14 protein-coding genes are annotated in these 12,473 nt (G+C 68.7%); 7 read left to right on the top strand and 7 right to left on the bottom strand.

The window, feature by feature from the left end:
* Nucleotide 1 precedes the first annotated feature (1 nt).
* The 4 genes from VGJ96_13320 (at nt 2) to trmFO (ending at nt 4,646) form a co-directional block, all read left to right on the top strand.
* Complete coding sequence (locus tag VGJ96_13320) at nt 2-520, top strand: shikimate kinase (protein HEY3288092.1); 519 nt, start codon at nt 2-4, stop codon at nt 518-520.
* Nucleotides 521-596: 76 nt separating this feature from the next.
* Complete coding sequence (locus VGJ96_13315; protein HEY3288091.1) at nt 597-833, top strand: DUF494 family protein; 237 nt, start codon at nt 597-599, stop codon at nt 831-833.
* Nucleotides 834-837: 4 nt separating this feature from the next.
* A complete protein-coding gene (gene topA / locus VGJ96_13310; protein HEY3288090.1) occupies nt 838-3,231 on the top strand; it encodes a type I DNA topoisomerase in 2,394 nt (797 codons plus the stop codon).
* Nucleotides 3,228-4,646: a methylenetetrahydrofolate--tRNA-(uracil(54)-C(5))-methyltransferase (FADH(2)-oxidizing) TrmFO gene (gene trmFO / locus VGJ96_13305; protein HEY3288089.1), complete on the top strand. Its 1,419-nt coding sequence runs from the start codon at nt 3,228-3,230 to the stop codon at nt 4,644-4,646. The genes topA and trmFO overlap by 4 nt, the downstream gene beginning before the upstream one ends.
* A gap of 19 nt (nt 4,647-4,665) precedes the next feature.
* Here the strand turns inward: trmFO and VGJ96_13300 are convergent, their stop codons facing one another.
* The 4 genes from VGJ96_13300 to VGJ96_13285 all read right to left on the bottom strand — a co-directional run bounded on the left by VGJ96_13300 (nt 4,666) and on the right by VGJ96_13285 (nt 7,528).
* A complete protein-coding gene (locus VGJ96_13300; protein HEY3288088.1) occupies nt 4,666-4,968 on the bottom strand; it encodes a hypothetical protein in 303 nt (100 codons plus the stop codon).
* Nucleotides 4,969-5,070: 102 nt separating this feature from the next.
* Complete coding sequence (gene pdxB, locus VGJ96_13295) at nt 5,071-6,225, bottom strand: 4-phosphoerythronate dehydrogenase PdxB (protein ID HEY3288087.1); 1,155 nt, start codon at nt 6,223-6,225, stop codon at nt 5,071-5,073.
* On the bottom strand, nt 6,222-6,911 hold the full coding sequence (locus VGJ96_13290) for a deoxynucleoside kinase (GenBank protein HEY3288086.1): 690 nt from the start codon (nt 6,909-6,911) through the stop codon (nt 6,222-6,224). The genes pdxB and VGJ96_13290 overlap by 4 nt, the downstream gene beginning before the upstream one ends.
* Before the next feature lie 110 nt (nt 6,912-7,021).
* A complete protein-coding gene (locus VGJ96_13285) occupies nt 7,022-7,528 on the bottom strand; it encodes a DinB family protein (GenBank protein ID HEY3288085.1) in 507 nt (168 codons plus the stop codon).
* A 191-nt stretch (nt 7,529-7,719) separates the two neighbouring features.
* On the opposite strand from VGJ96_13285, the gene VGJ96_13280 reads away from it, so the two are divergent.
* A complete protein-coding gene (locus tag VGJ96_13280; GenBank protein ID HEY3288084.1) occupies nt 7,720-9,276 on the top strand; it encodes an oligopeptide:H+ symporter in 1,557 nt (518 codons plus the stop codon).
* On the opposite strand, the gene VGJ96_13275 is transcribed toward VGJ96_13280, so the two are convergent.
* Genes VGJ96_13275 through VGJ96_13265 form a run of 3 tightly spaced genes read right to left on the bottom strand, consistent with a single transcriptional unit; the run spans nt 9,258 to nt 10,120 of the window.
* Nucleotides 9,258-9,428 carry a hypothetical protein gene (locus VGJ96_13275; GenBank protein HEY3288083.1) on the bottom strand — a complete coding sequence of 57 codons (171 nt, stop codon included), beginning with the start codon at nt 9,426-9,428 and terminating at the stop codon, nt 9,258-9,260. The genes VGJ96_13280 and VGJ96_13275 overlap by 19 nt on opposite strands.
* Nucleotides 9,415-9,651: a hypothetical protein gene (locus tag VGJ96_13270; protein HEY3288082.1), complete on the bottom strand. Its 237-nt coding sequence runs from the start codon at nt 9,649-9,651 to the stop codon at nt 9,415-9,417. The genes VGJ96_13275 and VGJ96_13270 overlap by 14 nt, the downstream gene beginning before the upstream one ends.
* A gap of 58 nt (nt 9,652-9,709) precedes the next feature.
* On the bottom strand, nt 9,710-10,120 hold the full coding sequence (locus VGJ96_13265; GenBank protein HEY3288081.1) for a hypothetical protein: 411 nt from the start codon (nt 10,118-10,120) through the stop codon (nt 9,710-9,712).
* A gap of 168 nt (nt 10,121-10,288) precedes the next feature.
* Between VGJ96_13265 and VGJ96_13260 the strand changes: the two genes are divergently transcribed.
* Both VGJ96_13260 and VGJ96_13255 read left to right on the top strand, forming a co-directional pair.
* Nucleotides 10,289-11,206: a tyrosine recombinase gene (locus tag VGJ96_13260; GenBank protein ID HEY3288080.1), complete on the top strand. Its 918-nt coding sequence runs from the start codon at nt 10,289-10,291 to the stop codon at nt 11,204-11,206.
* A 114-nt stretch (nt 11,207-11,320) separates the two neighbouring features.
* Nucleotides 11,321-12,376: a DNA adenine methylase gene (locus VGJ96_13255; protein HEY3288079.1), complete on the top strand. Its 1,056-nt coding sequence runs from the start codon at nt 11,321-11,323 to the stop codon at nt 12,374-12,376.
* Nucleotides 12,377-12,473: the final 97 nt, after the last annotated feature.

The raw sequence follows: 12,473 nt of genomic DNA, 5'->3' as shown, positions 1-12,473 counted from the left end.
CGTGGCGACGGCCGCACATCTCGTTCTCGTCGGCATTCCGGGGGCGGGGAAGTCCACGGTCGGCCGCGAGCTGGCCCGCCGGCTGCGGTGGCCATTCGTTGACCTCGACGACGAGATCACGAGGCAGGCGGGGATGAGCGTGCGCGAGATCTTCACTCGCCACGGCGAGACGCAATTCCGTGCGCTGGAGCGCGCGGCGACGGAACGTCTCGCGCGGACCGAAACGCCCGCGGTGGTCGCGCCCGGCGGCGGCTGGATCACCGTGTCCGGGCTCGTTGAACTGGTCCGCCCCCCCTCGCAGCTCATCTGGCTGCAGCTTTCTCCGGCTCGCGCGCTGGAGCGCCTCGGGGCCGGGATCAAGCATCGTCCGTTGCTTGCGGGGGACGATGCGCTGGCCGCGCTGACTACGTTATTGACAGCGCGTGAGGCCTACTATCTGCAAGCAGATCATACGCTTAGCGTCGAATCGATGACGCCAGCGGAGGCGGCCGAGGCGATATTGGCGCTTGCCGGCCGTTGAGGACGACACTAGGATTGAGGCCCGACGGTCGGTAGACTGTCGGAACGACCTCTATAGTTGTCTACTACCATAAACGATGACCTTTCGCGTCCTTGGTCCGCACGAACGCGGCCGCTTCGCGCCTGAAGCGTGGGGCCACCTGCTCGCCCTCAGTGGAGCGGGGATTCTCAATGCGGCGGAGCTCGAGCAGGTGATCGAGCGCGCCCTGCTGCAACTCGAAGGACGCATCGCCCTCGACGACCTGCGCGCCCTGATGGAGAGCGCCGGGCTCGCTGATTCAGGTACACTCCCGGAACCCGGGACCTTGCACTAGACCGATGGCCGCCAAGAAGAAGACCACCACCCGCAAGAAGACCGCCGCGCGCAAGAGCGCGCCGCGCTCTGCCGCGAGCGAAGAGCTCCACGACGCGGAGAGCGAGGCGCACGCCGCCGGTCGGGCGCTCGTCATCGTCGAGTCGCCCGCCAAGGCCAAGACCATTGGCAAGTATCTCGGCAGCGCGTATGCCGTGAAGGCCACGGTGGGCCACGTCCGCGACCTCCCCGAACGCACCCTCGGCATCGACGTCGAACGCGGCTTCGAGCCGGAATACGTGACGATCCCCGGCAAGGAGAAGACGCTCGCCGAACTCAAGAGTGCCGCGAAGAATGCGCGCTCCGTCTTCATCGCGACCGACCCTGACCGCGAGGGCGAGGCGATTGCCTGGCATGTGCGCGGGCAGGTGGCCCGCCGGAACGGCCCGCCGATCCGGCGCGTGCTGTTCCACGAGATCACCAAGGAGGCGGTGACCAAGGCCATCGACTCGGCCGGCGAGATCGACCAGCGCAAGGTGGACGCGCAGCAGGCGCGCCGCGTCCTCGACCGCCTGGTCGGCTACAAGGCGAGCCCGCTCCTGTGGAAGACCGTCAAGAAGGGGCTCTCCGCGGGGCGCGTGCAAACCGTGGCGCTGCGCATGCTCGTGGAGCGTGAGCGGGAGATTCGCGCGTTCCGGCCGACGGAATACTGGACGATTGCCGCCACGCTCGAGCATGACGGCCAGGCATTCACCGCCAAGCTGCATCACATCGACGGCCACAAGCCGGAGATCGCCACCGAGGCGGCCGCGCAGGCGATCCTGCGCGACCTCGCCGGCCGCAAGACGTTCGACGTCACCGACATCAAGCGGCGCGAGCGCCGCAAGAATCCGGCGGCGCCGTTCACCACGTCCACGCTGCAGCAGGAAGCGGCCAAGAAGCTCGGCTTCGGCTCCAAGCGCACCATGCGCCTGGCGCAGAACCTCTACGAGGGCATCGAGCTCGGAAAGGCCGAGGGCGCGGTGGGCATGATCACGTACATGCGCACCGACTCGAGCCGCGTGGCAGAGAGCGCGGCGCTGGCGGCGCGCGACTACCTGCGCCAGCACTACGCCGAGGAGTTCCTCGCCAAGGGACCGCAGCTGTACGGGGCGGGGAAGGACAGCAACGCGCAGGACGCGCACGAAGGCATCCGGCCGACGGATCCGTCGCGCACGCCCGAGCACGTGGCCAAGCACCTGACGCCCGACCAGCTCAAGCTCTACACGCTCGTCTGGCAGCGCTTCATGGCGTCGCAGATGTCGCCGGCGATCTTCGACACGACGACGGTGGACTTCGATCTTGGGCGGTACCTGTTCCGCGCCACCGGGTCGGTCATCAAGTTCAAGGGCTTCCTGTCGCTCTACAAGGAGGCCCGCGAGGAGGGCGAGGGGAAGGCGCTCGAGGACGAGCAGGCCCTGCCCGCCATCGAGCCGGGCGAGCACGCGCCGGTGCGCGAGATCGTTCCCAGCCAGCACTTCACCGAGCCGCCGCCGCGCTACTCCGAGGCGTCGCTGGTGAAGGAGCTCGAGAAGCTCGGCATCGGGCGGCCGTCCACGTACGCGAGCATCATCTCGACGCTCACCGACCGGCACTACGCCGAGCTCGAGCAGCGCCGCTTCTTCCCCACGCCGCTCGGCGAGAGCGTGGAGAAGGTGATGGTGAAGCAGTTCCCCGACGTCTTTAACGTGGGCTTCACGTCGGAGATGGAGGGCGAACTCGACAAGGTGGAAGAGGGCAACCTCGAGTGGCACGAGGTGCTCCGCGATTTCTACGGCCCCTTCGAGCAGTCGCTCAACGACGTGAACGTCGAGGCGCTCATCCGCGAGGCGCACGACCTCGGCGCGCTCGAGTCGGAGAAGTGTCCGCAGTGCGGCGGCAAGCTCCTGCCGAAGGGCGGATTCTTCGGGCCGTTCGTCGCCTGCGAGAATCATCCCAAGACGTGCAAGTACACGCGTCCGCTCAAGGGCGAACGCGTGGCGCCGGTCATGACCGACTACCCGTGTCCGCTCTGCAGCAAGCCGATGGTCATTCGGCGCGGCCGGTCGGGGGAGTTCCTCGGCTGCTCGACGTTTCCCAAGTGCCGCGGCACGCGTTCCATGCCGACCGGAGTGAAGTGCCCCAAGGACGGCGGCGACATTGCCGCGCGGCGCAGCAAGAAGCGCGGCAAGGCGTTCTACGGGTGCGAGAACTATCCCACGTGCGACTTTGTCTGCTGGGACAAGCCGGTGCTCGAGGTCTGCCCGGAGTGCGGCTTCACCGGCGCCGAGGCGAAGAGCAACAAGACGCGCGGCCACTTCCGGAAGTGCCTCAAGTGCGCCAACGAATGGGCCGTCGAGGCGCCGCAGGACGCCGAGGGCGAGGCCGTGGGAGCGGCGTGACGCGAGACGTCCATGTGGTTGGAGGCGGCCTCGCCGGCAGCGAGGCCGCCTTTCAGTTGGCGGAGCGCGGGCATCGCGTGGTGCTTCACGAGATGCGCGGCGTGCGCGGCACGCCTGCGCACCAGACCGATCGCCTGGCCGAGCTGGTGTGCAGCAACACCTTCAAGAGCACCGAGCTGACCAACGCGCACGGCCTGCTGAAGGCGGAGATGCGGCTGCTCGGTTCGATCGTCCTCGCGGCGGCCGACACGGCGCGCGTGGCGGCGGGGAGCGCGCTGGCGGTGGACCGCGACCTCTTCTCGGCGGCCGTGCACGATCGCGTCGTCTCGCATCCTCGCATCACCGTGACGCGCGAGGAGGTGACCGCGCTGCCCGCGGCGCCGTGCCTGGTGGCCACGGGGCCGCTCACCAGCGACGCGCTGGCCCAGAGCATTGCGGCGCGGCTCGGGCTACAGTCGCTGGCATTCTACGATGCCATCGCGCCGATCATCGCCATCGAGTCGATCGACACGACAGTGGCGTTTCGGGCGGCGCGGTGGAATAAGGAAACAATGCCTGAGTCCGAGGCAGGGGCACAGGCACAGTGGGGTGCAGGGGCACAGGCACAGGGGAGTGCCGGGGAAGGGGACGGCGCACCGGCGATCCCGGCGCCGGAGGGGGCGTACCTCAACTGCCCGATGGACAAGGGGCAGTATGAGGCATTCATGGATGCGCTCGCGGAAGCCGATCAATTCACCGCCCACGAGTTCGACAAGGTGCCGTACTTCGAGGGGTGCATGCCCGTCGAGGAGATGGCGCGGCGCGGGCGGGAGTCGCTGCGGTTCGGGCCGATGAAGCCGGTGGGACTGCGCGACCCGCGCACGGGTAAGCGCCCGTGGGCGGTGGTGCAGCTGCGCGCGGAGGACCGGGCCGGGCGGATGTGGAACATCGTCGGGTGCCAGACGCGGCTTCGCATTCCCGAACAGCAGCGCGTCTTCCGGATGATCCCCGGGCTCGAGCACGCGGAGTTCCTGCGCTTCGGCTCGATTCATCGCAACACATATCTCAACGCCCCGGCCGCGCTCACGCCGCACCTCTCGCTGCGCGACGACCCGCAGGTGCTGTTCGCGGGGCAGCTCACCGGCGTCGAGGGCTACACCGAGAGCACCGCGACCGGACTGCTGGCGGCCATCAACCTGTCACGTATGCTGACGGGGGAGGAGCCCGTTATTCCGCCGCCGGTCACGATGCTGGGGGCGTTGTATCGCCACCTGCGTGAGGCCGACGCTGCGCACTTCCAGCCGATGAACGCGAACTTCGGTCTTCTCGAAGAGCTCGCCGATCCGCCGCGCGACAAGCAGAAGAAGCGCGCGTTGTACGCGGAGCGGTCGCTGGCGGCGATGCAGACGTGGATGACGGAGCACGGGCTGGCGTAGCGCACGCGCGCGTGGGTCGCTAGACGTCGCCGCGGTCGACGCGCACCGCGAGCCGGCCGAGCGCGAACAGGTTGCCGCTCCAGCTGACGATCATCCCGCTGAGGAGGAGGATCTCGCCAAGCTCCGGATCGGTGACGGCAAATCCGGCGCCCGCGATGATGCAGCCAATGAGCGTTGCCGTGAAGCACTGCAGGAGGGCGAAGCCCCACAATTTCCATTCGCCGTGCCGCGCTTCGCGCTCGGCCCGCTGAAGTTCCGCGGCGCGCGCTTCGGGCGACGGCGGGGTCCACTTGTACAAGGACGGAGGCGAGAGGGCGCGCATTGGGACTGCTACCCCGCGAGGCTCACTCCGGTTCGCGATGCAGGTGCCGCCGCGCACGGACCGCGACGGGTGCACTGCCGTGCACGAGCAACGAACATCCGTTCAGGGAGCGCTGGTCACGGAGCGGAAGCCGAGGCTCGACACGCGTTCGATCAGTTCGCTCGGAGGCGCGGTGAGTGTGACGGCCCAGACAGGCCAGTCGCGCCGCAGCGGATGCGCCGTGCGCTGCTCTTCGAACGTCTCGGGTGACGCGCGCAGCGCCCGGTCATCCCCCAGCGGATCATAGGTCGCGAGCATCAGGCTGCAGAGCACGTCTTCCGGCTCCCGCCCGCGGCAGTCCTCGTGCAAGGCGAGCGAGGGAGGGGCGGGCAGGTCCGGCGGCGTCCATGCGTTCAGCGGGAGGCCAAAGGCGCGGCTGATCGCCTGCACGCTCATCGCCGTGCCGTTGGCCTTGCCGTCGGCGGAATATCCGGCGATGTGCGGTGTGGCGAGGGAGACGAGTCGCATCAGCTCCCGGTCTATAGCGGGCTCGTTTTCCCAAACGTCCAGGACGATGGCGGCGAGCGGACGCCGCTTCAGGGTCGCCGCGAGCGCGGTGGTGTCGACGACCTCGCCGCGCGACGTGTTGATGAGCACCTGGTCCGGCCGAAGCTGCCCGAGCCGCGCGGCGTCGGCGAGGTGCACGGTGGCATCGCGGCCGGTGCGGGTCAGCGGCACATGCAGGGTGATGACGTCCGCCGTCTCCCACAGTTCATCGAGGGAGACGAAGCCCTCGTCGCCTTCGTCGCGCTCGCGCGGCGGATCGTTGCGCAGCACGCGCATGCCAAGCGCGCGGGCCAGTTGCTCCACCCGACGGCCGACGTGCCCGACGCCGACAATGCCCATGGTCCGTCCGCGCAACCGGAGCCCGTGCGCGCGATGCCGGTGTGCCAGCACCGATCCCATGTATTGCTGGACGGAGGCGGCGTTGCAGCCGGCCGCGTTGGTCCACGCAATGCCGCGCGCGGCGCAGAAGGCGGTGTCGATGTGATCGTGCCCGATGGTCGCGCTGGCGATGAACCGGACGCGCGAGTCGGCCAGCAGGGCCGGCCCGCAAACGGTGCGGGTGCGGACGATCAGCGCATCCGCGTCGCGGACGTCGTCGGGAGCGATGCGACGTCCGTCGCGGTAGACCACCGTCGCGTACGGCTCGAGCACGCCCCGCAGGAACGGAATCTTGTCGTCGACGACGATCGTGAGTGCGCGCGGGGTGGTCATCCCGGAGCGAACGGTTCCTTGCGGCGCTTCAGCGCCGGCCACAGCTCGGTCTGCGGGAGTTCCTTCTCGAGCTCGAGGCGCACGCGGGTCGCGATGTCATCCACGGCGCCCGGGTCGGCGAAGAGGTCGTAGTCGCGGACGTCGATGCGCAGCACCTTGCAGCGGCGGAATCCCTCGATCCACCGGTCGTAGCGGGTGTGCAGCGAGGCGAAGTACTCCGGATCGGTGTCCTTCTCCTTGGGCCGGCCGCGCGTCAGGATCCGGTCCATGATGGTGTCGAACGGACCGTAGAGGTAAACGAGCAGCCGCGGCGGCCGCGCCGCCGGCGCGTGCAGCAGTTCGGCGTACAGGCGCTGGTACAGCTCCCAGTCGTTGGAGTTCATGTACCCCTGCTCGTACAGCCCGCGCGCGAAGATCTCCGCGTCCTCGTACCACGTGCGGTCGAGCACCCAACTGCCGCCCATCGCGCGCATCTTGCGCAGGCTCTCAAAGCGCGTCGCCAGGAAGTGGAGCTGCAGGTGCAGCCCGAACGTGCGCATCCCCTGCTCGCCGTCGTAGAACAGGTCGAGCCAGGGATTCTCCGCGTCGACGCTTTCCAGCGCGAGCTGGAGACCGAAGCGTTTTGCGAGGGCGTTGGCGAGCGTCGATTTCCCGCAGCCAATCATGCCGGCGACACCAAGAAGCATACGCCAATTGTAGCGTGCCGCCGCGATGAGGTAAGCGTGAGGGCAAGCAAACGCGGCGCCGTCCCCCTCTGGACAGCGCCGCGCGAATTTGCTATGCGACGCCGGCGCGCTCAGCGCGCGGCGGCGAGCCAGAGGACGAAGTCCGTGCTCCGCGCGGTCCCACCGAGCTGTCGGACCATCTGCATCACCTGGCCCCGGTGGTACGTCGCGTGGTTCGAGACGTGGAAGAGCAGGTCGCCCAGCGGCCACGCGAACGCTTCGCCCTTCAGGTTGCGGTAGGCGAGAGGAGCCGCCGTTTGCGCCGGGTCGATCGTGTCGAGCATGCGCGAGCGCTCGGCGGCGAGCCGGCCCCAGGCCTCGCGCAATGCCGGCACGGAGGTGAGCGCGTCCAGCGCGGGCCCCGCGGTGGGCGAACGGCCCAGAAACCGCTCCGACCAGACCCAGTCGGCGCCGTAGAGGTGCTGGAGCGTGCCGAGCACCGAACCGAAGCTCGTTCCCATCTCGCGCGTCAGCGCGGCCGGGTCGAGTGTGTCGCAGGCGTCGAGCATGTGGGCGTTGGCCCAGTCGGCGTAGGCGTACCAGCGACGAATCTCGTGCAGCAGGGCTGCGTCAGGCATCGGGGAGCGCTCCAGGCGGGTTTCGCCGGAATCTCGCCGCCGTGGCCGTGCTTGCCAATCCCACTCCCGTGCGCGCACCGCTACGATGCGCCACGCGATGGCGACTCCCGCGCTGGTGGCCGCGGAGCAGGGAGCGGGACATCTTTGGTCGTCCAGATCGTGCGATCAGACCCTTCGCCGCCAGGCCCGACATGAGCAACCAGTCCCCGAGCGCCGGCGCCGCCGCCGCGCAGGTGCCGATCCCGTTCCAGATCCGGTACATCATCGGCAACGAGGGATGCGAGCGCTTCTCCTTCTACGGAATGCGCAACATCCTGACCGTCTTCCTCGTGTCGTCGCTCCTGGCGTACCTGCCCGAGGCGGACCGCGCCGGCGCGGCCAAGGACGTGTTCCACACCTTCGTCATCGGCGTCTACTTCTTCCCGCTCCTCGGCGGCTGGATCGCCGACCGCCTGTGGGGGAAGTACAACACGATTCTCTGGCTGAGCCTCGTCTACTGCGTCGGACAGCTCTGCCTTGCGCTGTTCGTGGACAACAAGGCGGGATTCTACACGGGGCTCGGCCTGATTGCGCTCGGCTCGGGCGGCATCAAGCCGTGCGTGTCGTCCTTCGTGGGCGATCAGTTCGACCAGACGAACAAGCACCGCGCCAAGGTGGTGTTCGACGCGTTCTACTGGATCATCAACTTCGGCTCGTTCTTCGCGTCGCTGCTGATGCCCATCTTCCTCAAGCAACTCGGGCCGGCCATCGCCTTCGGTGTCCCCGGGCTGCTGATGTTCATTTCCACCGTCGTGCTGTGGCTGGGGCGCAGGCACTACGTGATGGTCCCCCCGGCGCCGCCGGATCCGCACTCATTCCTGCGCGTGTCGCGGACCGCGCTCGCATCGGGTGGAACGGGCCTCGCGCTGGCGGTCTTCGGCGGGCTGCTCGCCGTCGGGGCGCTGATCCTCATTCCGACGTTTGGTGTGGTGATCTCGCTCTGCGCGGCACTCGTCGCCGTCATCGCCTTTGGCGGGCTCGGCGTGCAGTGGCAGCTCGAGCGCGCGCGCGGACAGCACCCGGACGAAGCCGTGGAGGGCGTGCGCGCGGTGCTGCGCGTCCTGGTGCTGTTCGCGCTGGTGACTCCCTTCTGGTCGCTCTTCGACCAGAAGGCGTCGACATGGGTGCTGCAGGCGGACCTGATGAGCAAGCCGAGCTGGTTCCAGTCGTCGCAGATGCAGGCGCTGAATCCGGCGCTCGTGATGCTACTGATCCCGTTCAACAACCTGGTGCTCTTTCCCGCGTTCAAGCGCTTCGGCTACGAGATGACGGCGCTGCGGCGCATGACCATCGGCATCGTCTCATCCGGCCTCTCGTGGGTGGTCGTGGGCTTCATGCAGGTGGTGCTCGACGGCGGCACGGCATTCTCGATTGCGTGGCAGGTGCTGCCGTACGCGCTGCTCACCCTCGGCGAGGTGCTGGTGTCGGCCACCGGACTGGAGTTCGCGTACAGCCAGGCGCCGCAGTCAATGAAGGGGACGCTGATGAGCTTCTGGCTGCTCGCGGTGACGGTTGGCAACCTGTGGGTGCTGGTCGTGAATGCCGGCGTCAAGAATGCGACGGTCACGAACCTCATCGCCTCCACCGGCTTCGGCGTCACGGCCTTCCAGATGTTCTTCTTCGCCGCGTTCGCGTTTGCGGCGGCGCTGGTCTTCGGTCTGCGCGCCCGCTCGTACAAGGTGGTCGACCACTACCGGGCCACGGCCTGAGCGCGAGTCGATTCCGCTCCGCCGCCCTCGACGGGGCGGCGGACGTTGGTGTCGGCCGGGGCGCCGCCGCGGTCCACACGGGCCGTGGGCGGCGCGACGCGCAGCGCGGCCGCGCTGAGGACGAGCGCCACCGCCCATTCAGCGTCGGTCATGGCTGCCGTTCGTGCCGTTCGTACGGGAGGCCACCCACTCGAGCAGCAACAGGGTGGGGACGATGTATGGGAAGACGCCATAGAGCGTGTCCGAGACGGAATGAGACCGCCGGTCCACGGCGGCGAAGACCTGCACGCAGAACGCGAGCGCGCCACCCGCGATGACGAAGCCGGCGAGGGACACCGGGAGATGAATCCAGCCAACGCGACGGAACCAGGGCATGAGGGCAGACGGGAGACGGAAGAGGGGAGGCTGGCAATGGGTGCTGAGCGGGGGCCGGTCAGGGTGGCGGGAGGATTTCGTCGAGATACCAGTAGGTCTCGAGGAGGACCGCGAACAGCGTGCCGGCAATCCAGATGGTCCAGCGCCAACCGGTCCGCGCGCCTGGCGCGCGCACGGTCTGCAGGGCGAGGTCGGCGGGATAGGCCGTGGAGTAGCAGAGATTGGCGAGCAGGGCGAGCGCGCCGAGGCGAAGGATGTTCCCCGGGGTGAGTTCCGGCGCGATGCGAGCCCACGTGCGCAGGAGGAGGGCCACGAAGACGGCGAGAAGGATCGCGTTGTAGGCCACGCGCCGCGGCTCCCACCATCGCGCCGCCACGCGCCACGAGCCGACGTCATCGTCGGGCCCGTAGACGTCGTCGTACGGCCGTGGGAACTTGCGGATGCGGGGCCGCCAGTGCGCGTCGGGCATAGCCGGTTCTCGAGAAGGGGAGGCGTCGTCGAAAGACACTTTATGATACAAAGTACTTGTAGAATGCGCAAGCGAAGGGATTGAGCGACCGTCTTCCGTCCTCCGTCTCCCGTCTGCCGTCTCTCATCGCCGTGCCGCACCTCGGCTCCCGTTCGTCTATTGTTCGCCATGGCCGACCTGCTCGCCGACTTCCTCACCCATCTCGCCAAGGAGCGCGACGTCTCGCCCCATACGGTCGCGGCCTACGAGCGCGACCTCGGCGAACTGCGCGAATTCCTGGGGCGGCACTACGGCGATCCCGACTGGACATGGGGGCAGGTCGACCGGCTCGCCCTGCGCGCCTGGATGGCGCACCTCGCGCGCCGCGGACTCGCCAAGCGCTCCATCGCCCGCGCGCTCAGCGCGGCTCGCACCTTCTACCGCTTTCTGCACGCCAACGACCTCGTCGCCAGCAATCCGGCGCGCGCCGTTGGCTCACCGAAGATCGAGAAGTACCTGCCGGGGCATCTCGACCGACGGCAGGTGGACACGCTGCTGCAGGCGCTGCAGACGCGGGCACAAGAAGGCCGCCACCGCGACGTCATGGCGCTGGCGATGATCGAGCTGCTCTACTCCTGCGGCCTCCGCCTCAGCGAGCTCCGCGGCATCAACCGGTCGGACCTCGACCTCCTCGCCGGGCAGGTGAAGGTGCGCGGCAAGGGGCGCAAGGAGCGCATCATCCCCGTGGGAACGCACGCGCAGCGCGCCCTGCGCGAGTTCGAGCGCAAGCGCGACGAGGTGATCGCGCGGGTCGGTCCCGCTGCCGATCGCCAGGCCTTCTTCCTCTCCGATCGGGGCAGGCGCGCGAGCCTGTCCACGATCCAGAAGGCGATCACCGGATGGCTCGCCCAGGTGGATGAAGGGGCGGGGCTCAGCACGCATTCGTTGCGCCATACCTTCGCGACGCACCTGCTGGATGCCGGCGCCGACCTGCGTGCCGTGCAGGAGCTTCTGGGGCACGCCTCGGTGAGCACGACGCAGATCTACACGCACACGAGCGTCGAGCGACTCAAGCAGGTGCACCGGCAGGCGCACCCGCGCGCCTAGCGCGAGCGCCGAGCGCCGGCCGCCATCGTGCGGTCCGGCTGACGACCGAATTCAGCGTTCGCAACACGCCGCAAATCGCAGGTTGCGCGGAATTCGCGCGCTCGTCTCTTGGGCGTGATCAAATACCTCGGCTCCAAGCGCACCCTGCTGCCGCTCATCGTCGATGCCGTGCGGGCTGATGCGCGTGCGCGGTCCGTGCTCGACCTCTTCAGCGGCACCGCGCGCGTGGGTCACGCCCTGAAGCTCGCGGGCTACCGCGTCGTCTCCAACGACCACAACGCCTACGCGCATACGCTGTCGCGCTGCTACGTCGAGGCCGACTACGACGACGTGGTGCGCGACGCCGAGGTGCTGATCGGCGAGTTCAACGCGATGCCGGGACGGCCCGGCTACTTCACCGAGACGTTCTGCGAGCGCTCACGCTTCTTCCATCCGAAGAACGGCGCGCGCGTGGACGCCATCCGCGAGCGCATTGCGGCGCTCGCCCTGCCGCCCGAGCTCGAGGCGGTGCTGCTCGTCTCGCTGATGGAGGCGGCCGACCGCGTGGACAGCACCACCGGCGTGCAGATGGCGTATCTCAAGCAATGGGCGCCGCGGGCGCACAACGACCTCGAGCTGCGCCTCCCGGCGGTCCTCCCGCGCGCCCGCGCGGGGAAGGGGCGCGCCCTCGCGCTCGACGCGCTCGACGCCGCGCGCGGTGTCGAGACCGACGTCGCCTATCTCGATCCGCCGTACAACCAGCACTCGTACCTCGGCAACTACCACATCTGGGAGTCGCTGGTGCGGTGGGACAAGCCCGCCTGCTACGGCGTGGCCTGCAAGCGCGAAGATGTGCGCGACCGGACGAGCCGCTTCAACAGCAAGCGCCAGTTCGAAGAGGCGCTGGCCGGCGTGCTCCGGGCCGTGCGCGCCCGCACGATGGTGGTGTCGTTCAGCGACGAGGGGTTTGTCACGCGCCAGTGGCTGGAGGCACGGCTCGCCGAGCGCGGGGCGGTGGCGACCATCGAGCGGCCGTACAAGCGCTACGTCGGCGCGCAGATCGGCATCTACAGCCCGCGCGGCGAACGCGTCGGCGAGGTCAGCCACCTCCGCAACTGCGAGTACGTCTTCGTGTGCGGATCGGAGGCGACGGTCGCGCGGGTGACGGAGAGGGCGCGGAAGGCTTCCTGACGACTCAGGATCGGGAATCCGGAACGGGATCAGGGATTTTGATCGCGGACCGCGACCCGCGACGGGTGTCGACCGTCGCGAATCGCCGTCCTGGTTC

The organism is Gemmatimonadaceae bacterium, assembly GCA_036504815.1.
Classification (GTDB): domain Bacteria; phylum Gemmatimonadota; class Gemmatimonadetes; order Gemmatimonadales; family Gemmatimonadaceae; genus PNKL01.
The sequence above is the reverse complement of the archived record's forward strand: the minus strand, read 5'-3'. Positions and strand labels throughout refer to the sequence as shown.

Bases quoted from the DNA above. Each gene is read 5' to 3' on its own strand.
- VGJ96_13270 (HEY3288082.1), bottom strand. From the start codon at position 9,651: ATGCCCTGGTTCCGTCGCGTTGGCTGGATTCATCTCCCGGTGTCCCTC.
- VGJ96_13315 (HEY3288091.1), top strand. From the start codon at position 597: ATGACCTTTCGCGTCCTTGGTCCGCACGAACGCGGCCGCTTCGCGCCT.
- VGJ96_13300 (HEY3288088.1), bottom strand. From the start codon at position 4,968: ATGCGCGCCCTCTCGCCTCCGTCCTTGTACAAGTGGACCCCGCCGTCG.
- topA (HEY3288090.1), top strand. From the start codon at position 838: ATGGCCGCCAAGAAGAAGACCACCACCCGCAAGAAGACCGCCGCGCGC.
- pdxB (HEY3288087.1), bottom strand. From the start codon at position 6,225: ATGACCACCCCGCGCGCACTCACGATCGTCGTCGACGACAAGATTCCG.
- VGJ96_13275 (HEY3288083.1), bottom strand. From the start codon at position 9,428: ATGACCGACGCTGAATGGGCGGTGGCGCTCGTCCTCAGCGCGGCCGCG.
- VGJ96_13265 (HEY3288081.1), bottom strand. From the start codon at position 10,120: ATGCCCGACGCGCACTGGCGGCCCCGCATCCGCAAGTTCCCACGGCCG.
- VGJ96_13285 (HEY3288085.1), bottom strand. From the start codon at position 7,528: ATGCCTGACGCAGCCCTGCTGCACGAGATTCGTCGCTGGTACGCCTAC.
- VGJ96_13280 (HEY3288084.1), top strand. From the start codon at position 7,720: ATGAGCAACCAGTCCCCGAGCGCCGGCGCCGCCGCCGCGCAGGTGCCG.
- VGJ96_13260 (HEY3288080.1), top strand. From the start codon at position 10,289: ATGGCCGACCTGCTCGCCGACTTCCTCACCCATCTCGCCAAGGAGCGC.
- VGJ96_13290 (HEY3288086.1), bottom strand. From the start codon at position 6,911: ATGCTTCTTGGTGTCGCCGGCATGATTGGCTGCGGGAAATCGACGCTC.